The organism is Bacillus sp. FSL R10-2780 (assembly GCF_038006125.1).
In the GTDB taxonomy this organism is placed as follows: Bacteria; Bacillota; Bacilli; order Bacillales; family Bacillaceae_G; genus Bacillus_A; species Bacillus_A cereus_U.
The window spans coordinates 337271-356991 of sequence record NZ_JBBOUQ010000001.1 but is presented as its reverse complement, the minus strand read 5'-3'; the positions used below and the strand labels follow the sequence as shown (position 1 = coordinate 356991).

Here is a 19721-nt window from a genome sequence, read left to right as displayed (position 1 = left end):
TGCCTCAGTGACTCGGGATATGAGTCTAGCTAATAACGGAGCTACCGTCTAAGCCTAAATAAACACTTCAGCTTAGCACTCAAGGGTGATGTTCGTCGACGTGAACCATCGGTTTCCAGCAACCACCGACTCTCTGTGAGGCTTCACAGTCAACTACTCCTCCCTATCAACGCTTTATCATGTCATAAAGAGCTATTATCCAACTTTATTTTCTTCGTAAATTTTCTCTCCATCTTCTACAACTAATTTACGGAATTCTTCTAATAAACGATTCGTATGTGGCCCTGTTCTCCCTAAACCAATCGTTCTTCCATCTACTGTCGTAACAGCAATTACTTCAGCAGCTGTTCCTGTTAAAAACACTTCATCAGCTACATATACATCGTGCCTTGTAAATAATTCTTCTCTTACGTCATATCCAAGTTTTTCGCCGATTTCTAAAATCGCGTTTCGTGTAATACCTTCTAACGCTCCAGCAGAACTTGGTGGTGTAATTAATTTATTTCCCTTCACAATAAATACGTTATCTCCAGAGCCTTCAGCTACATATCCTTGGTCATTTAACATAAGTGCTTCTTGTACTCCAGCTAGTTTCGCCTCAATGCGAACTAAAATATTATTTAAGTAATTTAAAGATTTTACTTGAGGCGATAAAACATCCGGGCGATTACGACGCGTTGCAACTGTTATAATCGGAATCCCTTTTTCATAATATTCTTGTGGGAATAAAGATAATTGCTCTGCAATTACTACTACATTTGGTTTCGTACAAGAATCGGGATCTAATCCCAAATTCCCAGGTCCCCTTGATACAACGAGGCGGATATATCCATTAGATAGTTTGTTTTGTCGAATCGTTTCAACAACGATTTTCATTGCTTCTTCTAACGTATATGGAATTTCTAACATGATGGATTTCGCTGATTCATATAACCGGACAAGATGCTCTCTCAAACGGAAAACATTACCGCTATATACCCTAATTCCTTCGAACACTCCATCGCCATATAAATAGCCATGATCATATACTGAAACCTTTGCTTCGTCTTTTGGAACAAATTCTCCATTTAAGAAAATCCACTGCTCGTTCACTTGAAAGCGCCCCCTATGTTCTATGAGTTTTTTATTGTTTCCTAGTTTACTCTCCTTTTCAAATAAATCAAGTGAATTTTTAGAAAATTTCTAATTTTTAATCGTACGTACATCTTTGATTATATTGATTTAACAACATTGTTAACGTTTACAAAAATCCAAAAATTTTTTTTCGCCAAATTCTACTAAAAAAATATTTGTTTAAAAGAAGGGTTTTCGCCAATTGATACGAATCTATTGTATTCAATAAACGGACGTCCGATTTTATAAATTCGGGAATATACGACGACTTTTGGTGAAAAAGGGGGAAAATAACAAAAATAACGCTGTCTAAAAATAACATTCATATTTTTCATTTAGTAATCATAATCCTATTTTTAAAAAACAATTTGTCAAATTGAAGGAGGAAATTAAAATGGCGTGTGTACAAATTAAAGGAACGAGACAAGAGGTAGTAGAAATGCTACAACTATTCGATCTAATGGATACGAAAGGGTTTTGTAAATTCGATAATTACGTTGAAGTAGAACCAAATGGCAGGAAACATAACAACTATACAGCTTCAATCGATATTCAATCTAATAACAGTTCAGCACAAGATACATTAAATGATCAATTCGTTAGTCAAATGCTTACTGGTGTATATAACGACTAAACAAATAATCTCTTCCTACCATCTTTTCATAAATATATGCTATGGACTTGAGCATACTAGCAACTAGATGGTAGGAGGTGAAAATTATGGCTAGAATTGGCGTTGAGAACTCTTTAACAGATGTTCAACAAGCTCTTCAGCAACAAGGACATGAAGTCGTTTCACTTAACTCTGAAAATGATGCACATGGATGCGATTGTTGCGTTGTAACCGGGCAAGATTCTAATATGATGGGTATTGCAGATGCATCGATAAAAGGATCTGTAATTAAAGCACATGGTTTAACAACAGATGAAATTTGTCAACAAGTTGAAAACCGCACTTAATCATTTTTATCACGTTATTTGCGAGCTAACATGTAAAAGGAATGTTCACACTGATTATAGTTTCAATTTATCTATAGAAAGAGGGCTCCTTTTCAAAAGGAGCCCTCTTTTTTATATTCACCTAACGGGAAAGTAACATATACTGGATGAAAGCCCTACCTCTCTCTCATCATTACGGTTCCACTGACCGCTCCTTGATTCACTAGTATACATATAAAGCTTACATATACAATTTATAGGGTTTGTTCACAAAAGTTGTTGGTAAGACTACCCGATCTTTCGCAAACTTTTCGTATTATATTCATAAGATTTATTTACTTTACACTAGCTTTAACCGAGACACGAATTAAAATTTTAACACCAATACAATAACTTGTCAACATTTTTTACAAATTTAAAACAGACATTAACGGTTTGTCTGTTTTAGAATGGAGCTTTTTCTTTTATTACATATACAACAAAACCGCTTACTAACATAAATAAGCCAACTACTAAGTTTTTGATATTAATCATAAATTCCTCTCCCTTATTCCACACATCATATATATTTACAGTTCAATTATTCCGATCATCCTAAAGCGCACTTTTTCTAATATATCATAATTCCTAAAAAATGCAAGTTCACTTTTGGCGACCATTTACAAATTTATCTACAGTGCTTGGTACAGTATTTAAAGCCTTTTCAATTAAATGTGTACTACTATTGAGGTGTAATACTTGCACACCGTTAGATCCAACTACTAAAAAAGCAACTGGGCTAATAGAAACCCCAGCCCCGCTTCCGCCTCCGAATGGATGACTTTGCTTGTTCTCTTTATGCTGCCCTTGTCCGCCATTATGTTTTTCAGAAATAAAATCCCCTTTAAAGTCACTTCCACCAGCTCCAAAACCAAAAGCCACTTGAGATACTGTTAATACTACATTTCCGTCAGCTGTTGAAACCGGACTTCCAACAATCGTATTTACATCTACCATCTCTTTTAAATTTGTCATTGCTGTTTTCATTAAATTTTCAATTGGATGTTCCATTATGTACTACACCCTTTCCTCATTATTCTTTTTTATACTTTCCAAAATAGAGGAAGTCATACTAAGTTTTCCTATTTTGAAAAAACATTTTTCACTTTCCGATTGGATATTACTCCCTGTACAAGTTCGGATAAAGTGAAACTTTAATCAGTGGAGGTTTTGTTCATCCCCCACTGATTATTAGCCCTCACCAATCGGGCGTTTACGGGCAGCCCGACTCCCACCTAACTTCTTCGCTCCAGCCGAATTTTGAGGTGGGAGTCTTACTGCCCGCAAATAGCGGGATAAAAACAGTAAAGAGAAACATACTACTATTGAACCTTGTTATGAAAGGAGTCCTTACTTTGACTGAGAAATTTGATGAATATAAAAAAAGAGATCGAATAGATAGTGATTATAGTGACTATAAAGAAGAATACGCAGCTGAAGTTGCACCACAGCGTATTGATTATGATGATAAAGATAACGATGATGTAAGATCATCTGCAGCTGGATCGACTGCTGGTTTTATCGCTCTTGCTTTAGCAATATTATCACTATTCACATTCCCAACACTATTTGGTCTTGTGTCTGTTTTACTCGGTATTTACGCTTATAATCGCGGGGCTACTGTAACTGGTGGCACCGCAGCGATTATTGGCGGTATCGCTGCACTCATTGCGATTTTATTCCGAGTGGCGCTTATTGGTTTATTGTTCTCTCTTTTTTAAAAAGAAAAAGGTATCTCGCTTTATGCGGGATACCTTATCCTGTAAATACATCTTCTGATGGATATTTAATTTTTTGTTTCGCTGGTCGAGCCAAAGAGAACACAAGTGTTAACGGTCCGATTAATCCACAAAACATAACAAACATAATAATACATTTTCCAAACGCCGATAGCTTCGCAGTAATCCCCATCGTTAACCCTACTGTGCCAAACGCTGAAATTGTCTCAAATAATAACTGAATAAAACTGAAATCTTCTGTAAGCATTAATACAAATACCGCTGTAAAAATAAGTATTTGACTAGCAACGACAATTGCTAATGCTCTCGTTACTGTCGACATTTTAATAGTACGCTGAAATAAAACAAAATCCTCTTTCTTTCTAAAGAAAGAAAGAACTGATGTAATTAAAATAACAAATGTCGTTAACTTAATCCCACCGCCTGTCGATACACTTCCCGCACCAATAAACATTAATACCATCGTAAATAGTATCGATGACTCTTCCATCCCCCCATAATCTACCGTGTTAAAACCGGCTGTACGAGGTGTAATTCCTTGGAAGAACGAAGCCCATAACTTTTCATTTAAAGATAAGTGTCCCAAAGTCTTCACATTATTATATTCCAATACAAAAATCACAATCATCGCAATAACATTAAGTGCTATCGTTCCAACAATCATGATTTTGGAGTGCAGTGATAATTTTCGGAAACTACGGCTATACCATATATCAATTAATACCGTAAACCCTAATCCTCCTATTACAATTAAAGAACAAATCCCAATATTAATAATAGGATCTCCTACATATCTTGTTAAATTATCTGGCCAAAGCGCAAAGCCAGCATTATTATATGACGCAATAACGTGAAAAATACTATAGTATAAACCTTTTCCAAAACCAAACTCTGGAATAAAGCGAATCGATAAAAAGATAACTCCAATTAGCTCAATACAAATAGAAAAAATAAAGACACGTTTCACTAATTTCACAAGACCACCAATATTTGTTTGATTAAATGCTTCTCCAATTAATAACCGGTGGCGTAAACCGATTTTTTTACCTAATACCCAAACTATTAAAATGGCAATCGTCATAAGACCGAGACCACCCGTTTGAATTAAAAACATAATAACAATTTCACCAAACATCGTAAACGTACTTGCAGTATCTACAACACCTAAACCGGTTACAGTCGCTGCCGACGTAGCTGTAAAGAAAGCATCTACCCAACTAATATGTACTTTCGTTGCAAACGGTAACTTTAATAACAATCCTCCGACCACAATTAAACAAAAAAAGCCTAATGCTAAAATTTGTGGTGGATTTAATCGTATAAAGCGATTATACAACCCTTGTTTTTTTGCTACTTCCATATCACTAACTCCCTTTATCAAGTGAAGCTTTTATCCCCTCATAAATAAAGACTCTTTAAGAGCCTACAAGTAGCGGAATAAACCTTATATTCTTATAATATAGTTGAGCATAATCCTTTTTTTCATAGATTTCAACTTTTATTTCTATTCAGACTCCTATCGTTTTACAAAAGAATATTTTCTATTATATCCCTTTTCAAATCCCCATATCTTTCACTCCAAATTCACACGAGGGTCACATCTACCTTTTATAGTATACGTATCGGAGCTGTTCCTCCCTAATTTATAAGACATTCCCCAGTGTCTTTGAATAGCTTCCATCCCTAATTAAATTGACATAAATTGTCCCCTTCCTTGACCATCCTATATGTGATGGTCTTATTTTTTTGTTCTTTCTATCTTTTATTTGAAACTCCCTCTCTCTTTCACTCCATGTTCACATCCAGGTCACATCCACCTTTTATAGTATACGTATCGGAGCTATTCCTCCCTAATTTATAAGACATTCCCCAGTGTCTTTGAATAGCTTCCATCCCTAATTAAATTGACATAAATTGTCCCCTTCCTTGACCATCCTATATGTGATGGTCTTATTTTTTTGTTCTTTCTATCTTTTATTTGAAACTCCCTCTCTCTTTCACTCCATGTTCACATCTAGGTCACATCCACCTTTTATAGTATACGTATCGGAGCTATTCCTCCCTAATTTATAAGACATTCCCCAGTGTCTTTGAATAGCTTCCATCCCTAATTAAATTGACATAAATTGTCCCCTTCCTTGACCATCCTATATGTGATGGTCTTATTTTTTTATTCTCTCTTTCTTCTTACTTAAAACTCCCTCTCTCTTTCACTCTATGTTCACATCTAGGTCACATCTATCTTTTATAGTATATGTATCGGAGCTGTTCCTCCCTAATTTATAAGACATTCCCCAGTGTCTTGAACAGCTTTCCATCCCTAATTAAATTGACATAAATTGTCCCCTTCCCTATAGACCATCATGTGATGGTCTATTTTATTTTCCCAATACATAATTTAACTCTCTTCGCTTATTTCAGCAATTAGCTATGGTTGTATTAACTGCTGTACTAGCTAGTATCGGTACTGCAGGTGTACCAGGTGTTGGACTAGTAATGCTTACGATGGTTTTAAATCAAGTAAATCTACCAGTAGAGGGTATTGCTTTAATTATCGGTATTGACCGCATTCTAGACATGTCTAGAATGCGGTCAATATTTCTGGCGATGCAATTTGTGCAATGATTGTTTCAAAATCAGAAGAAAAATATAATACGGATCAATCTGCAGCATCTTAAATCAAAAAGGAGTGAAATGATTCACTCCTTTTTTGATTTGCTTCCTTTTTTCGAACGATATTCTTTTCCTTTGTTATCATTACCTGTTTCAAATTCAGCACTAAACTCCTGCTGGAATTGCCCTGATTTTGGTGAACCTTGATTTCCACTTCCTTGACTACCATTACGATTCGTCATATTTCCCCCTCCTTCCTTTATTAGTAGTATGGCGCTCTATCTTTTTTCATACACATTTTATTTTTTATCATCTATTACACACAGAAGAAGACCTTCCATATATGAGGAAGGTCTTCTTCTGTGTTAAGTAAGCGTTTTCTTGTTTATAACTACTTAAATAAGTTTTTTAGAAATAGATATCATTACATTCATTTCTTCTTCTGAAAGTGAGGAGAATCTTTCTTGTAAATATTTCTTTTTCTCACCTTCCATTTTCGCAACTAACTCTTTCCCTTGTTCTGTAATCTCTAAATATACAACTCGGCGATCTGATGTAGAACGTGAACGAGTTACAAAGCCTTTATTAATTAATTTTTCTGTAACGGCTGTAATATGACTATTCGACACATTTAACTCATTAGCTACACGTGATACCATTTCTTTATTCGTGCGGTTCAATATTCTAAGGACAATGAACTCATTCCACGGTATGTAACCACCAAATATTTTTCCAATATCATTACGCAACGTGCGAAACATAGAAAAAACATTTGTCGATAGTTCTTCCATTAATTGCTCTCTATTTTGAGACAACTTTGACAGCCCCTTTTATTTCATTTAGTTAAATAAAAACCTTATTAATAATTTTACATGAAATCTTACTTTTTGTCACCTTATTTTCCCATAATTCGTACTTTTTTAATATATATTTCATGTTACAATGAAGTTAATTTCCAGAAAAAGGAGTTGGAATAGTGAGTGAAGAAGACAAGTTTTCTAATCTCAGTCTAAAAGATAAGACTATTATTATTGGTTTTGTTATTCTTATTCTCATTATATTCTTTGCATTTATATTCTTTGTATATGTAGGAATCTTTCAAATCACAGGTATAGAATATTCATCACGAACAGCTCTACTACTCTTTTTTTTACTTATCCTTTTCTTAGATGGTCTTACATATTTTATATTCATTTTCTTTAAAGTACTCCTACATCCAATGATGACAAGTATGCCTAATTGGCTCTCGATTGCTCTTCTCTCCATTATTGAAATTACGTTAGATTGGTTCGTCATTCATACCGCTGACGACTGGATAGAGAGCGTACAAATGTCAAATACAGCTGAATTATATGTCGCACTATTCCTTTTCACACTAAATAAATTATTAAGTGATAAGAAAGAGTAAGAATACAAGCTTTTCTATATAAAAATTGGTACAATAAAAACAAATCATACTAAAGAGGTGTTACTTATGAACTTACAACAATGGGCTGATAAAGGTATGTCCTTTGATACATATGTGAATGAAATGAAAGTAAACCAATACGAGCTACTACACATTTACAATAACTTTTTAATTCCAAATGAATTACTTCCTGTATTAGAAAAACGCCAAAATGACGGCTGGCGCGTTATCGTATTAACAGCTGATTGGTGTGGTGACGCTCTTTTATGCGTACCTGTTATGAAACGAATTTCTGAAGTTGCAAATATCGATATGCGATTATTAATTCGTGATGAAAACTTAGAATTAATGGATCAATACTTAACAAACGGAACTGCACGTGCGATTCCAATCTTTATTTTCATTGATAAAGATGGAAATGAACAAGCCGTTTGGGGACCACGCGCTCCAAAAGTACAAGAATTAGTAACTTCCATGCGTGCTACATTGCCTGAAAAAGAAGATCCAACATTCGAGGAAAAACAAAAAGAAATGTACGCTAATTTCCGTGCTACATTAGCTGATGATACTTCTCTTTGGGAACATGTAATGGAAAGCATGATTGAAAAAGTAGTAAAATAAAAAAACTGCCGAACTCGGCAGTTTTTTTATTTTACTACTTTTTTTTGAGAATGTGCAGCATCTACGCACTCTGCTAAACGTTCCATTTCACCCATATATACTGCACGTGTCATCCATCCAGTCAACTTATACATAATCTTATATAAAAAATTCTTCGGTTCAAATTCTAATATTAAGGTAAGCGATGTACCTTCTTCATCTTCTTCTAACATATAAGTTGCGGCTGTATAGCCTTGATTCATTTCACATCCAATTGATACGATATAAGGTGCTTCACACTCTAAAATTTCCGCCTCAAACTCATATATTTTCTTCCCCATCTTTTGCACGGATATATATTTATCACCTTCACGAAGATTGTTTACATCTACGTTTGGAGGATACCTATTTTCTACCATGAAGGTACTCCATTCCATTATTTTCTCGTCATTATTTACATAATCAAATACAACATCAATTGGTGCTGGAATTACTATTTCTATTGCAAAACTCACTAAACTGCCCATCTCAAATACCCTATCGATTTCCTTAAAATTATTATAACGAAATCATTATGGCATATTTCACATGGTGAAATACAAGTAATTGAAGGTAAAAGTTTTATTTTTCTCTCGCTATAAAAAAATACCCTATAGAATAGACTTTTTTCAAATGTCTATTCTATAGGGTATTGCTGACAATTTATTCTTACATAATGAAGAAATAGAATACCGCAGCTAAAATGAAACGGTAATAAGCGAACGGTGTTAGTTTTACACGACCTAATAATTTTAAGAATGAAACAATTGCAAGCATCGCAACAACGAATGCTGTAATAAATCCAGTTGCAAATAACGGTATATCAGCTACGCTTAATATATCCCAGCTTTTAATTAAATCTAAGGCACTTGCAGCTACCATCATTGGCACCGCTAAAATAAATGTATATTCCGCTGCCGCTGTATGCGAAACACGTGCTAATAAACCACCACTTATTGTAGAACCAGAACGAGAAAATCCTGGCCAAAGTGCTAAACATTGGAACATTCCGATTGTAAATGCTTGCTTATATGTGATTTCATCTAACGTTCTTGCTGTACTTGGTTTTGAAAACTTCTCAGCAACAATCATTAAAATACCACCAGCTACTAAGCTAATAACAACCGGTCCTGGACCGAATAAAACTTCTTTAATTGCACTATGGAATAATACGCCGAGTATGCCGGCAGGAATCATCCCGATAATAATATGTAATAAATTTAAAGATGGTCCATCAGTTACTTTCCCTATTCCAACTAATGACCATAAACGTTTCCAAAATATAACAACAACTGCTAAAATCGATCCCAACTGAATAACAACTTCGAAAACTTTCGCTCTCTCATCGTCGAATCCAAGTAAATGACCTGTTAAAATCATATGTCCTGTTGATGAAACTGGTAGAAACTCTGTTAAACCTTCAACAGCACCCATGATTAATCCAATTAACCAATCAGCCACAAGTAGTGCCTCCTTAATAACGAATATGTAATTTTTTCACACCTTATCATAATACCTTATCCCTTTTCAAAGTGCATCCTTTTTTTATTGATTTCATTTGTTGTATACGCTTATTTCTTTTCTATTTTTTGATTAAATTGTATGATAATAAGAGTTTGTTTTTTACGTTGAAAGGGGATTTTATGAAAGAAACTACTTCATTCTCACAAAAGTTAAAGCAATTTTTATTACTCTTTTTCCCGATTTTTGTAACGCAAATGTCATTATTTTCGATGAGCTTTTTTGATACGACAATGTCAGGACATGCAAGTCCTATTGATTTAGCGGGTGTTGCTATCGGGACAAGTATATGGCTTCCCGTTAGTACCGGCTTAACAGGAATTTTAATGGCTACTACTCCTATTGTTGCACAGCTCGTTGGATCAAAGAAAAAGGAGGACGTTCCCCACATTGTCATACAAGCAGTATATTTAGCAATTTGTGCTAGTTTCGTTGTTATCCTTATCGGATTCTTCGCTGTTTCACCTATTTTAAATGGCATGCAATTAGAAGAACCTGTGGAACGTATTGCAGCACAATTTTTAAGTATTATCGCGATTGGAATTATCCCTTTATTTACTTACACCGTCTTACGTGGATTTATTGATGCATTAGGAAAAACTCGAACAACGATGATTATTACATTACTATCATTACCAATTAACGTAGTATTAAATTACTTATTAATTTTTGGTCACTTTGGCTTTCCAAAACTCGGTGGTGTTGGTGCGGCAATCGCTTCTGCAGCAACATATTGGTGTATTTTAATTATTACCGTCATTATTATTCGTACGAAAGAGCCTTTCGCTTCTTTCAATATCTTTAAACAGTTATACCGCCCTTCCTTTACGAGCTGGAAGGAATTCCTGAAACTTGGTGTCCCTATCGGATTTGCTATCTTTTTTGAGACGAGTATTTTCGCTGCGGTAACACTTATGATGAGCAATTTTAGTACGACAACAATAGCAGCACATCAAGCAGCTATGAACTTTGCTTCCTTGTTATATATGACTCCTTTAAGTTTAGCAATGGCAATGACGATAGCAGTTGGATTTGAAGTTGGAGCAAAACGATACAATAATGCGAAACAATATGGATTTATCGGAATTGGATTAGCCCTTGCTTTCGCTCTTTTATATTCAATCCTTCTTTATTTCTTTGATGATGAAATTGCTTCTATTTATACGACAAATGCAAATGTCCATCATTTAGCTAAAGAATTTCTTATATTCGCGATTTTATTTCAAATTTCAGATGCGATTGCAACTCCAGTACAAGGAGCACTTCGTGGTTATAAAGACGTAAATGTTGCCTTAATTATGACATTAATAGCTTATTGGGTAATAGGTCTACCTCTTGGCTACATGTTAGCAACTTATACTGACTGGGCAGCAAAAGGGTATTGGATCGGTCTTATTATCGGTCTAGCATTTGGAGCAATCTTCCTGCTTATCCGTCTCTTCCAAGTACAAAGAAAATATACAACGCAAAGCAGCCGCTAATGATATAGCGGCTGTTTTCTTCATGCATATTTTTTCTTGTAACGTGTAACATAATGAAAAAGAAAGGTGGATACAATATGGACGAAAAACAAAAGAAACAATCATTCGATGAAGAATTCGCCCCTGAAATTTCACCTGGATATCGGCAAGATGTACATAAGCCACCTAAATATAAAAATACTTCTTTTTTAATGGGCATTACCATTTTCGCAGCTGTATTACTCGTGCTCATCATTTTCGTCTATTTTTAAGGAAAGGTGGTCTATTACATGAAGAAACAAGATTCAAATCGTTCAAAAAGAACTGTTAAAACAGAAAAAGGATATGCAGGAGATTCTGTTCATACACTGAAACAAGTTGAGCAAGGAAATTTATACATTGCTCAAAAAGAACTTGGGCAACAAAATGAAAATCTTTAAAATCCCTCTTCTCCTTGAGGGATTTTTCATTGTACGTACTGCTTTTGATCTAACACCCTAAATATATTATTAACCTTTACAATTTTCATGTCATAATTTAATTTCATTTCACTTCTCTTACCATTTTCAGTACCAGCAACGTACGCTACAGCATGATAGCGAAAACTTTCATCTGTCTCTTCACGTATCTCCTCGTTTGTAAATTTATACTCTAAATCCCGAAAACGGTTTGGGTAATAATTTTCTATTAACTGTTCATACCCTCTATTTACAAATATTTCTTCACCTTTTCGTTTCACATCTTCTTTATTATTAAACTCAAACACTGCTAGTTGCGCTGTCACAAAGTGTTCTCCTACCTTTTTCTTTTCTTTATGAGTTAAAGTTTCTATACTTTTGTTCTTTAATTCCTTATTTAACTCGTAGCGATCTATCGGTTTAAAGGTGGCAAAAACCTCCTCTTTATATGACCAAAACAATCCAAAAACGATACATAGAGAAATGATTAATATTCTTTTCTTCGTAATACACCCCGACCTCCTCCATAATGATAGTTATATTTTAACATATAGAAAGAAAATTCTGATATCATAAAGTGGAATAACCTACCTTTAACTTAGAAACGAGGAACAATTATGGACTCTTACAAACAATATATAAAAGAAGCTCTGCCCGGTCTTTCTATACATTCATATGCGCAAAATGAAGAGGGCTGGGATAATATAGCGGTGATTATAAATGACGAGCTACTGTTTCGTTTTCCGAGAAAACTTGAATATGCAAAGCGAATTCCGTTAGAAAAGGAGCTGTGTACCATTCTTTCTCATTCATTACAAAGAATCGAAGTCCCTAAGTATCGCGTATTGTATAAGAATAATTGTGATACTGTTCCATTTTGTAGCTATTATCCTCTCATTCATGGTAAACCGTTAAAAACTGAAATAGTTGCCCAGTTAGAGAAAAAAGAACTTGAAGTAATTATTACACAATTATCCACTTTCCTTGCGGCTTTACATAGCATTCCTTTAAAGCATGCTGAAACGTTAGGATTCCCTATCGAAAAAACACTTACCTACTGGAAAGAACTACACACAAAATTAAATCAATATCTTACTAACAGTCTTACTTCATTACAGAAGTCAGCCTTAAATCGTTTATTCGAAAATTTCTTTTCCTATATAGCTAAATCTACCTTTCAAAATACAATTATTCATGCTGACTTTACACATCATCACATTTTATTTAACAACCAAAACAAAACCATTTCAGGTGTTATCGATTTTGGAGATGCTCAAATTGGCGATCCCGCTTTTGATTTTGCTGGGCTATATTATGATTTCGGTCATGAGTTTACTACATCTGTATATGAACAATACAGTGCAGTTATTTCTCACCGCGACCCATTACTCATTCACCGCATCACTACCTTTTATCAATACAGCCCTTTACTACATAACCTTATTTATAACATTGAAACAAATAACGAAATAGAATTAAACAAGAGTAAAGAACAATTGAAGGCAATACTACAGGGACGAGATTAAATTCTCTCCCTATACTCTCTCTCCTCATACATCATTAACTTTTTATCCATTTCAACAATAACTTTATACAATTGAAACGCCTGTAAAATTTGTAGTTGAATTCCAAAAGGAGCATTCTGTTCTTTTAACCATTGAAATACTTTCGTTTCATCTTTCATTGATTATTCCTCCTCTTATTAAAATCTGCTACTCATATACCGTAAATGATGAAAAGCTTTTCATGTCAATAATAAAAAGGATGCAAAATTGCATCCTTTAATGTACGATATTTTTCTTCTGCAGCGTTTTCTCTTTTTCCTCTTCCACTTGGCACTCACCACGAAAAGCACAACTCATGCACTCAGAACGAAAATGACGCTCTGTGTAGTGCTCAGGTTGCTGTAACATTTCTTTCATTCTAAATAAATCAGCCATTCCAGTTATAATATCTTCCTGTTTTGGAATGTACTCATACTTAGTTCCTTCTATTAAATTAATCACTTCGATTTTTCCTGGAAGAATGCCGAAAGCCTTATAACTAAACACAGTCATTAACTTCTGACAAAGAGCTAGCATTTCTTCATTTGCATCAATAACATACTTTTTAATTGTAAATGATTCTGTACTCCACTCACCAACTTCAAATGTCATTGAAATATGAACACCTAACTCTTCCATATATGTTTGAAACTTCTCATATAAAAATAACGGCGGCGTCTGACTATCATCCCTTTCAACAAACTGTAATAAGTGATCAGTTAGCTTCGCTAAAACAATATAATACTCCGCCTTTGAAGCAAACATATTAACCCTTACTTTTTTCCAATACTTTTCTATTAATATTAAAAGTACAATTTTCGTTTGTTGGCCCGCAGGTAGCGTGTAATATTCATTAATAATTTGATTCACAATCATTTGTGCTATTTGTTGCCATTCAAATGAAGATGGTTCTCTTCTTTTTATATGACGGAAATAAAATTTGTGTGGACAACGCATAAAATCATACAAATGGTAATCTGTCATCGTTTTGATTGCGATTTTTTCATGCAATTGCTCTTCATCTCCCTTCTGCCATTAAGAAAGGTGTTTTACAAATTCAGCTCCAAACTGTAAACATTTTTCTACATCTTCATCTTCTGGCGTTAATTCTACTTTCAATCCGTCTAACACAACTGCTGCCCCGCGCTCCTGCAGCTTTTCTATTAAAATATCAACCGCTACCCCGTATTTTGGATAACCTGAATCACATGACCCGAATACTGCCGCTTTTTTCCCAGTTAAATCAATAGAATCCATTGCGTCATAAAAATCTAAAAAATCATCCGGAAGATCACCATCTCCCCAAGTATAAGCACCTAAAATAATACCGTCATATTGCTCTAATATAGAAGCTTCTGGTGAATCCATAATATCAATGACTTCAATTTCATTTTCTGTTTCACGAATTGCACCCGCAATATGATCAGCCATTTCCTCCGTATTTCCACTCATACTTGCAAAAATCATTACTAACTTACTCAACTGAACCTCTCCTTTTACCTTGTATCTCTTTTTCTGTTGGAAGTGTACTCTTCTCATCTACATATTCAGAACGAATTATATTTCGTTGCCATTCAATATGCTTATCAACATCTTTATTTTTTAATCCCCTTCGTAAAAGGTGAAATGTTTTTCTCATTAAGGTTCCTCATCTACTTCATTGATAATAATTATCAATTTCAATTATATCATTAGATTAATTGAAATTGATTATCAAAGTCAATAACTATTTTTAAAAAAATAGTTAAAATGTACAAGCTTGTCCGTTAGCTATTCATATACTATAAATGAGCATAGTTCTTTCTCAGCCCTCTCTGACGGAAGAAATAGAAGCAACTGCGATAGAGCGCAGTTGCCTTTTTTTATACTTTTCTATGATTTTAGTAACCTTATCGTTGTTTCTAAAAATAGTTCTACTCCATAAATTAAAGCTGATTCATCTACATCAAATTTCGGATGATGATGTGGATAACAAGTATCAATATTTTTATTCCCTGTTCCTAATTTAATGAAACAACCAGGTGCTTTTCTTAAATACGCTGAAAAATCTTCTCCTCCCATAGAAGGTTCAAGATGCACAATACGCTGATTTCCGAACAATTTTATCGCACTTTTTTCTACTATTTTCGTAATGTACTCATTATTAACAACTGGATCATATCCGTAACGATACGTATATGTATAATCCCCTCCATGCGCTTCTGTAATTCCTTTCACAATTTGCTCAATTTTTTCTTTTGCTTCCTCTCTTAATGTTTGATTAAAAGATCGAACAGTTCCCATTAAAGATGCTTTGTTTGGAATGATATTATCGGCCATCCCCCCATGAAATTGTGTAACTGACACCACTCTATGCATAAAAGCACTTGTATTTCTTGATACGATATGTTGTAAATTTGTAATAATTTGTGCTCCGATAGCAATAGGATCTATCGTTTCTTCTGGTCGTGCCGCGTGACCACCCTTTCCTAAAATTTCAATTGTAAATACGTCTGGTGCTGCCATCATAGGGCCATATACAATTCCTACCTTCCCACTTTCTAATCCAGACATAACATGCAAACCTATTACATAATCGACACCGTCCATAACACCGGCCTCCACCATTTCTTGTCCGCCACCGGGATACACCTCTTCTGCGTGTTGAAAGAATAGACGAATCTCTCCTACAAAATCTTCCTTTATATTTGATAGCGCTTCTGCTGTACTTAACAAAATAGCTGCATGAGCATCATGCCCACATGCATGCATCATCCCTTTATTCACAGACGCATAAGATTTCCTTGTCTCCTCTTGAATTGGTAAAGCATCTATATCCGCTCGAATCGCAACTACTTTCCCTTGTTCCGTTCCTCTTTTAATTGCTAGTACACTGTACTTCGTTGGTCTCGTTACTTCAAAAGAAGAAAATGAGCATAATGTATCATATATAAATTGCGAAGTTTCTTTTTCATGAAACGATAATTCCGGATACTTATGGAAATGCCGTCTCCATTTCATAATATTTTCTTCTGAAATAAGACTCTTCCACACTCTATTCATGATAATTTCCTCCTTTTAAAAAGATCTAGTAATTTAAAGTTTGCTCAGTCTCTACCGATTAATAAAAAACAAATATTATATTTTCATGTATTCTTATAGTCCACTTTTATGTATTCACACAATCCACTTTCTATTTACATGTCAAACCCATTACAAATTCATGCTGAATGTAATATAATTGCTAAGTTAGGGATTTTCTTTTTTAGTATTTAGTGCTAATATCAGAAAAGAGCCTTTTGACTTATTTTTACCTAAAATGTGGGATTTTGTTTTTTTCACAATAATGTAGGACATGATACCTACAAAGAGCTATTATTTCATTAAGCGAGGGAACGACATGGAAAGATTAAAAGAGATATGGTCTCAACCACTCACACAATGGGTTGCAAAGACGGTTTATTACCTTGCAATTTTATTTGCATTACTTTGGTTGTATGGATTCCATGATACAAACACAAGTACATTTATTTACAATGAATTCTAGGGTGGGAACGTTATGAAGTTATTAGAACAAATTGAAAAGTGGGCTGTAGAAACGCCTGATCAAACCGCTTTTGTTTGGCGAGATGCGAAAATTACGTACAAACAATTAAAGGAAGATTCTGATGCGTTAGCACATTGGATTTCTTCTGAGTATCCAGATGATCGTTCACCAATTATGGTTTATGGCCATATGCAACCTGAAATGATTATTAACTTTTTAGGTTGTGTAAAAGCTGGACATGCTTACATTCCTGTAGATTTATCTATCCCAGCTGATCGCGTACAACGTATCGCTGAAAATTCTGGTGCGAAATTACTTTTATCAGGAACAGAAGTAACTGTAACTGATTTACCAGTTCGTATCGTAAGTGAAGACAACTTAAAAGATATTTTCTTTACTCATAAAGGGAACATTCCAAATCCTGAACATGCGGTAAAAGGTGATGAGAACTTCTACATTATTTACACATCAGGAAGTACAGGTAATCCGAAAGGGGTTCAGATTACTTATAACTGTCTTGTTAGCTTTACAAAATGGGCTGTAGAAGATTTCAACTTACAAACAGGGCAAGTATTCTTAAACCAAGCACCTTTCTCATTCGATTTATCTGTAATGGATATTTACCCATCATTAGTAACAGGTGGTACACTTTGGGCAATCGATAAAGATATGATTGCACGTCCAAAAGACTTGTTTGCTTCTTTAGAGCAATCGGATATTCAAGTATGGACTTCAACACCATCTTTCGCTGAAATGTGTTTAATGGAAGCTTCTTTCTCTGAGAGTATGCTACCAAACATGAAAACATTCTTATTCTGCGGTGAGGTGTTACCAAATGAAGTGGCTAGAAAATTAATTGAGCGTTTCCCGAAAGCTACAATTATGAATACGTACGGTCCAACAGAAGCTACTGTCGCTGTAACAGGTATTCATGTTACAGAAGAAGTGCTTGATCAATACAAATCACTTCCAGTCGGCTACTGTAAATCAGACTGTCGCCTTCTTATTATGAAAGAAGACGGCACACTTGCACCTGATGGTGAAAAGGGTGAAATCGTAATTGTTGGTCCAAGCGTAAGCGTTGGATATTTAGGAAGCCCTGAATTAACAGAAAAAGCATTTACCATGATTGATGGTGAGCGCGCCTATAAAACAGGCGATGCTGGCTATGTAGAAAATGGTCTTCTATTCTATAATGGTCGTCTTGATTTCCAAATTAAGCTTCATGGTTATCGAATGGAATTAGAAGAAATTGAGCATCACCTTCGTGCGTGTTCTTACGTAGAAGGAGCAGTTATTGTTCCAATTAAAAAAGGTGAAAAATACGATTATTTATTAGCGGTTGTTGTTCCTGGAGAGCATTCATTTGAAAAAGAATTCAAATTAACATCTGCAATTAAAAAAGAACTCAATGAGCGATTACCAAACTACATGATTCCACGTAAATTCATGTATCAATCTTCTATTCCAATGACACCAAATGGAAAGGTAGATCGCAAAAAATTATTGAGTGAGGTTACAGCATGACCGCATATGGATCATTTTATTTTTTCGCTATAGTAGGCATTTTATTAATACCTACTATCATAGCTGGATTTAAAGGTAAAATGTTGCGTAAATATAATGCCTTTTTAACATTAGTAATGCTTGTTATTATCTTCTCTGATAAACCGAAGCAAGCAATCATGTTAGCCGCATTTATTATTTGGCAATATGTCCTTATTAAAGGCTATTTAATGTTAAGAAAACAAAATAATAGTACATTCACGTTTTGTATAGCTGTTATTTTATCGATTTTACCGCTTATTTTGGCAAAAATCGCACCGTTTGTACCTGAGCTAAAGTTTGTTGTATTTTTAGGAATGTCCTATGTAACATTTAGAGCAGTACAAATGGTATTTGAAGTTCGTGATAACTTAATTAAAGAACTTTCCTTCTTTAATTTTTGGGAATTCATTTTATTCTTCCCGGCTATCTCAACGGGACCTATCGATCGTTACCGCAGATTCCAAAAAGATATTCAAAAGCCACCTAGTGCAGAAGAATATCAAAATTTACTATATACAGGGCTAAACCGTATTTTCCAAGGTTTCTTGTATAAATTTATTATTGCTTACTTAATAAAGCAATATTTTATGGATCCGGCATTCGCTCAGCAAGATACAATCCTATCAAATATGATTTACATGTATAGCTATAGCTTATATTTATTCTTTGACTTTGCTGGTTATAGCTCATTTGTAATTGGTGTAAGTTATATGATGGGGATTAAAACTCCAGAAAACTTTAATAAACCATTCATTAGTCGTAACATTAAAGACTTCTGGAATCGCTGGCACATGAGTTTATCATTCTGGTTCCGTGACTTTATTTACATGCGTTTCGTCTTTTTCGCAACGAAGAAAAAGTTAATTAAAAACCGTTACACAATTTCGTATATCGGTGCATTTTTAAACTTTTTCATCATGGGAATATGGCATATTACTGGTGAGCATGTGTATCAATACATTATTTATGGTCTTTATCACGCTGCCTTGTTTATCTTATTCGATATTTTCGAACGAAAAAACAAGAAGCATAAGTTTTGGCCAAACAATAAATTTACACACGTCCTTGCGATTGTAATTACGTTCCACGTTGTATGTTTCGGTTTCCTTATTTTCTCTGGACACCTTAACAGATACTTTTAATGCACCCTTCTTATTCTATTAAGAAGTTGCAC

At 34.5% G+C, this 19721-nt stretch carries 26 protein-coding genes, 1 pseudogene and 1 other annotated feature (1 of these 28 cut by a window edge); of the genes and pseudogenes, 13 read left to right on the top strand and 14 right to left on the bottom strand.

Annotated elements, in window-relative coordinates; all coding sequences use genetic code 11:
• Positions 1 to 179 (bottom strand) — a binding site (T-box leader); it reaches 50 nt to the left of the window's first position.
• 16 nt (positions 180 to 195) lie between these two features.
• Positions 196 to 1092 (bottom strand): branched-chain-amino-acid transaminase, encoded by an 897-nt coding sequence (gene ilvE, locus NSQ47_RS01905; RefSeq protein WP_002030649.1) that lies wholly within the window; start codon positions 1090 to 1092, stop codon positions 196 to 198.
• Positions 1093 to 1507: 415 nt separating this feature from the next.
• Here ilvE and NSQ47_RS01900 point away from each other — a divergent pair, with 415 nt between their 5' ends.
• Together NSQ47_RS01900 and NSQ47_RS01895 are read left to right on the top strand one after the other, a co-directional pair.
• Complete coding sequence (locus NSQ47_RS01900) at positions 1508 to 1747, top strand: DUF3911 family protein (RefSeq protein WP_002158680.1); 240 nt, start codon at positions 1508 to 1510, stop codon at positions 1745 to 1747.
• An 86-nt stretch (positions 1748 to 1833) separates the two neighbouring features.
• Positions 1834 to 2073 (top strand): YkuS family protein, encoded by a 240-nt coding sequence (locus NSQ47_RS01895; protein WP_002158681.1) that lies wholly within the window; start codon positions 1834 to 1836, stop codon positions 2071 to 2073.
• A gap of 423 nt (positions 2074 to 2496) precedes the next feature.
• Here NSQ47_RS01895 and NSQ47_RS01890 read toward each other — a convergent pair whose 3' ends face one another.
• Both NSQ47_RS01890 and ytfJ read right to left on the bottom strand, forming a co-directional pair.
• On the bottom strand, positions 2497 to 2586 hold the full coding sequence (locus NSQ47_RS01890) for a hypothetical protein (RefSeq protein ID WP_000608227.1): 90 nt from the start codon (positions 2584 to 2586) through the stop codon (positions 2497 to 2499).
• A 108-nt stretch (positions 2587 to 2694) separates the two neighbouring features.
• Positions 2695 to 3102: a GerW family sporulation protein gene (gene ytfJ, locus NSQ47_RS01885; protein ID WP_002030645.1), complete on the bottom strand. Its 408-nt coding sequence runs from the start codon at positions 3100 to 3102 to the stop codon at positions 2695 to 2697.
• Between the two features lie 344 nt (positions 3103 to 3446).
• Here ytfJ and NSQ47_RS01880 point away from each other — a divergent pair, with 344 nt between their 5' ends.
• Positions 3447 to 3812: a hypothetical protein gene (locus NSQ47_RS01880; protein WP_002158683.1), complete on the top strand. Its 366-nt coding sequence runs from the start codon at positions 3447 to 3449 to the stop codon at positions 3810 to 3812.
• A 34-nt stretch (positions 3813 to 3846) separates the two neighbouring features.
• Here NSQ47_RS01880 and NSQ47_RS01875 read toward each other — a convergent pair whose 3' ends face one another.
• Positions 3847 to 5190, bottom strand: a complete 1344-nt coding sequence (locus NSQ47_RS01875) for a TrkH family potassium uptake protein (RefSeq protein WP_002140965.1) — start codon at positions 5188 to 5190, stop codon at positions 3847 to 3849.
• Positions 5191 to 6251: 1061 nt separating this feature from the next.
• On the opposite strand from NSQ47_RS01875, the pseudogene NSQ47_RS01870 reads away from it, so the two are divergent.
• Positions 6252 to 6508 (top strand): annotated as a pseudogene (locus NSQ47_RS01870) (dicarboxylate/amino acid:cation symporter); the annotation flags it as partial.
• 21 nt (positions 6509 to 6529) lie between these two features.
• Here NSQ47_RS01870 and NSQ47_RS01865 read toward each other — a convergent pair.
• Together NSQ47_RS01865 and NSQ47_RS01860 are read right to left on the bottom strand one after the other, a co-directional pair.
• A complete protein-coding gene (locus NSQ47_RS01865; RefSeq protein ID WP_002149538.1) occupies positions 6530 to 6685 on the bottom strand; it encodes a hypothetical protein in 156 nt (51 codons plus the stop codon).
• Between the two features lie 153 nt (positions 6686 to 6838).
• Entirely contained in the window at positions 6839 to 7258 is a 420-nt protein-coding gene (locus NSQ47_RS01860) for a MarR family winged helix-turn-helix transcriptional regulator (protein ID WP_002158687.1), read from the bottom strand.
• 161 nt (positions 7259 to 7419) lie between these two features.
• Between NSQ47_RS01860 and NSQ47_RS01855 the strand changes: the two genes are divergently transcribed.
• The gene (locus tag NSQ47_RS01855) at positions 7420 to 7851 is read left to right on the top strand and encodes a YrvL family regulatory protein (RefSeq protein WP_341035949.1); all 432 of its coding nucleotides are present in this window, start codon (positions 7420 to 7422) and stop codon (positions 7849 to 7851) included.
• A gap of 33 nt (positions 7852 to 7884) precedes the next feature.
• The gene (locus NSQ47_RS01850; protein ID WP_131229869.1) at positions 7885 to 8472 is read left to right on the top strand and encodes a thioredoxin family protein; all 588 of its coding nucleotides are present in this window, start codon (positions 7885 to 7887) and stop codon (positions 8470 to 8472) included.
• Between the two features lie 26 nt (positions 8473 to 8498).
• Here the strand turns inward: NSQ47_RS01850 and NSQ47_RS01845 are convergent, their stop codons facing one another.
• Both NSQ47_RS01845 and uppP read right to left on the bottom strand, forming a co-directional pair.
• Positions 8499 to 8966, bottom strand: a complete 468-nt coding sequence (locus NSQ47_RS01845; RefSeq protein ID WP_341035947.1) for an SRPBCC family protein — start codon at positions 8964 to 8966, stop codon at positions 8499 to 8501.
• Between the two features lie 193 nt (positions 8967 to 9159).
• Positions 9160 to 9951: a bacitracin resistance undecaprenyl-diphosphatase gene (uppP, locus tag NSQ47_RS01840; RefSeq protein WP_002158692.1), complete on the bottom strand. Its 792-nt coding sequence runs from the start codon at positions 9949 to 9951 to the stop codon at positions 9160 to 9162.
• Positions 9952 to 10133: 182 nt separating this feature from the next.
• Between uppP and NSQ47_RS01835 the strand changes: the two genes are divergently transcribed.
• The 3 genes from NSQ47_RS01835 to NSQ47_RS01825 all read left to right on the top strand — a co-directional run bounded on the left by NSQ47_RS01835 (position 10134) and on the right by NSQ47_RS01825 (position 11911).
• Positions 10134 to 11492 carry an MATE family efflux transporter gene (locus NSQ47_RS01835; protein ID WP_002158693.1) on the top strand — a complete coding sequence of 453 codons (1359 nt, stop codon included), beginning with the start codon at positions 10134 to 10136 and terminating at the stop codon, positions 11490 to 11492.
• A gap of 77 nt (positions 11493 to 11569) precedes the next feature.
• On the top strand, positions 11570 to 11743 hold the full coding sequence (locus NSQ47_RS01830) for a hypothetical protein (protein WP_000343684.1): 174 nt from the start codon (positions 11570 to 11572) through the stop codon (positions 11741 to 11743).
• 18 nt (positions 11744 to 11761) lie between these two features.
• Positions 11762 to 11911 carry a hypothetical protein gene (locus NSQ47_RS01825; protein WP_000743737.1) on the top strand — a complete coding sequence of 50 codons (150 nt, stop codon included), beginning with the start codon at positions 11762 to 11764 and terminating at the stop codon, positions 11909 to 11911.
• A gap of 26 nt (positions 11912 to 11937) precedes the next feature.
• On the opposite strand, the gene NSQ47_RS01820 is transcribed toward NSQ47_RS01825, so the two are convergent.
• Entirely contained in the window at positions 11938 to 12438 is a 501-nt protein-coding gene (locus NSQ47_RS01820; protein WP_340826878.1) for a biotin transporter BioY, read from the bottom strand.
• Between the two features lie 108 nt (positions 12439 to 12546).
• On the opposite strand from NSQ47_RS01820, the gene NSQ47_RS01815 reads away from it, so the two are divergent.
• The gene (locus NSQ47_RS01815) at positions 12547 to 13455 is read left to right on the top strand and encodes an aminoglycoside phosphotransferase family protein (protein ID WP_341035945.1); all 909 of its coding nucleotides are present in this window, start codon (positions 12547 to 12549) and stop codon (positions 13453 to 13455) included.
• On the opposite strand, the gene NSQ47_RS01810 is transcribed toward NSQ47_RS01815, so the two are convergent.
• From NSQ47_RS01810 to NSQ47_RS01790, 5 genes are all read right to left on the bottom strand, one after another.
• Positions 13452 to 13613: a hypothetical protein gene (locus NSQ47_RS01810; protein WP_002149564.1), complete on the bottom strand. Its 162-nt coding sequence runs from the start codon at positions 13611 to 13613 to the stop codon at positions 13452 to 13454. The genes NSQ47_RS01815 and NSQ47_RS01810 overlap by 4 nt on opposite strands.
• A gap of 97 nt (positions 13614 to 13710) precedes the next feature.
• Positions 13711 to 14484 carry a hypothetical protein gene (locus tag NSQ47_RS01805; protein ID WP_341035943.1) on the bottom strand — a complete coding sequence of 258 codons (774 nt, stop codon included), beginning with the start codon at positions 14482 to 14484 and terminating at the stop codon, positions 13711 to 13713.
• Positions 14485 to 14508: 24 nt separating this feature from the next.
• On the bottom strand, positions 14509 to 14955 hold the full coding sequence (locus NSQ47_RS01800) for a flavodoxin (RefSeq protein WP_071151091.1): 447 nt from the start codon (positions 14953 to 14955) through the stop codon (positions 14509 to 14511).
• Positions 14948 to 15112, bottom strand: coding sequence for a hypothetical protein (locus NSQ47_RS01795; RefSeq protein ID WP_002158699.1), 165 nt, complete (start codon positions 15110 to 15112; stop codon positions 14948 to 14950). Before NSQ47_RS01795 ends, NSQ47_RS01800 begins: the two co-directional genes overlap by 8 nt.
• Positions 15113 to 15345: 233 nt before the next feature.
• Entirely contained in the window at positions 15346 to 16515 is a 1170-nt protein-coding gene (locus NSQ47_RS01790) for an amidohydrolase (protein ID WP_341035941.1), read from the bottom strand.
• A 337-nt stretch (positions 16516 to 16852) separates the two neighbouring features.
• Here NSQ47_RS01790 and NSQ47_RS01785 point away from each other — a divergent pair, with 337 nt between their 5' ends.
• From NSQ47_RS01785 to dltB, 3 genes are read left to right on the top strand one after another with little or no spacing between them, the layout of a single operon-like run.
• On the top strand, positions 16853 to 16999 hold the full coding sequence (locus NSQ47_RS01785; RefSeq protein ID WP_002011626.1) for a teichoic acid D-Ala incorporation-associated protein DltX: 147 nt from the start codon (positions 16853 to 16855) through the stop codon (positions 16997 to 16999).
• Positions 17000 to 17011: 12 nt separating this feature from the next.
• Positions 17012 to 18526, top strand: a complete 1515-nt coding sequence (gene dltA, locus NSQ47_RS01780; protein WP_002158701.1) for a D-alanine--poly(phosphoribitol) ligase subunit DltA — start codon at positions 17012 to 17014, stop codon at positions 18524 to 18526.
• Positions 18523 to 19689, top strand: a complete 1167-nt coding sequence (gene dltB, locus NSQ47_RS01775) for a D-alanyl-lipoteichoic acid biosynthesis protein DltB (protein ID WP_002158702.1) — start codon at positions 18523 to 18525, stop codon at positions 19687 to 19689. Before dltA ends, dltB begins: the two co-directional genes overlap by 4 nt.
• Positions 19690 to 19721 lie beyond the last annotated feature (32 nt).

Excerpts from the sequence above, each read along its gene's own strand:
- NSQ47_RS01900 (WP_002158680.1), top strand. The coding sequence starts at position 1,508 with ATGGCGTGTGTACAAATTAAAGGAACGAGACAAGAGGTAGTAGAAATG.
- NSQ47_RS01895 (WP_002158681.1), top strand. The coding sequence starts at position 1,834 with ATGGCTAGAATTGGCGTTGAGAACTCTTTAACAGATGTTCAACAAGCT.
- NSQ47_RS01890 (WP_000608227.1), bottom strand. The coding sequence starts at position 2,586 with ATGATTAATATCAAAAACTTAGTAGTTGGCTTATTTATGTTAGTAAGC.
- ytfJ (WP_002030645.1), bottom strand. The coding sequence starts at position 3,102 with ATGGAACATCCAATTGAAAATTTAATGAAAACAGCAATGACAAATTTA.
- NSQ47_RS01875 (WP_002140965.1), bottom strand. The coding sequence starts at position 5,190 with ATGGAAGTAGCAAAAAAACAAGGGTTGTATAATCGCTTTATACGATTA.
- NSQ47_RS01865 (WP_002149538.1), bottom strand. The coding sequence starts at position 6,685 with ATGACGAATCGTAATGGTAGTCAAGGAAGTGGAAATCAAGGTTCACCA.
- NSQ47_RS01835 (WP_002158693.1), top strand. The coding sequence starts at position 10,134 with ATGAAAGAAACTACTTCATTCTCACAAAAGTTAAAGCAATTTTTATTA.
- NSQ47_RS01830 (WP_000343684.1), top strand. The coding sequence starts at position 11,570 with ATGGACGAAAAACAAAAGAAACAATCATTCGATGAAGAATTCGCCCCT.
- NSQ47_RS01825 (WP_000743737.1), top strand. The coding sequence starts at position 11,762 with ATGAAGAAACAAGATTCAAATCGTTCAAAAAGAACTGTTAAAACAGAA.
- NSQ47_RS01815 (WP_341035945.1), top strand. The coding sequence starts at position 12,547 with ATGGACTCTTACAAACAATATATAAAAGAAGCTCTGCCCGGTCTTTCT.
- NSQ47_RS01810 (WP_002149564.1), bottom strand. The coding sequence starts at position 13,613 with ATGAAAGATGAAACGAAAGTATTTCAATGGTTAAAAGAACAGAATGCT.
- NSQ47_RS01795 (WP_002158699.1), bottom strand. The coding sequence starts at position 15,112 with ATGAGAAAAACATTTCACCTTTTACGAAGGGGATTAAAAAATAAAGAT.
- NSQ47_RS01790 (WP_341035941.1), bottom strand. The coding sequence starts at position 16,515 with ATGAATAGAGTGTGGAAGAGTCTTATTTCAGAAGAAAATATTATGAAA.
- NSQ47_RS01785 (WP_002011626.1), top strand. The coding sequence starts at position 16,853 with ATGGAAAGATTAAAAGAGATATGGTCTCAACCACTCACACAATGGGTT.
- dltA (WP_002158701.1), top strand. The coding sequence starts at position 17,012 with ATGAAGTTATTAGAACAAATTGAAAAGTGGGCTGTAGAAACGCCTGAT.
- dltB (WP_002158702.1), top strand. The coding sequence starts at position 18,523 with ATGACCGCATATGGATCATTTTATTTTTTCGCTATAGTAGGCATTTTA.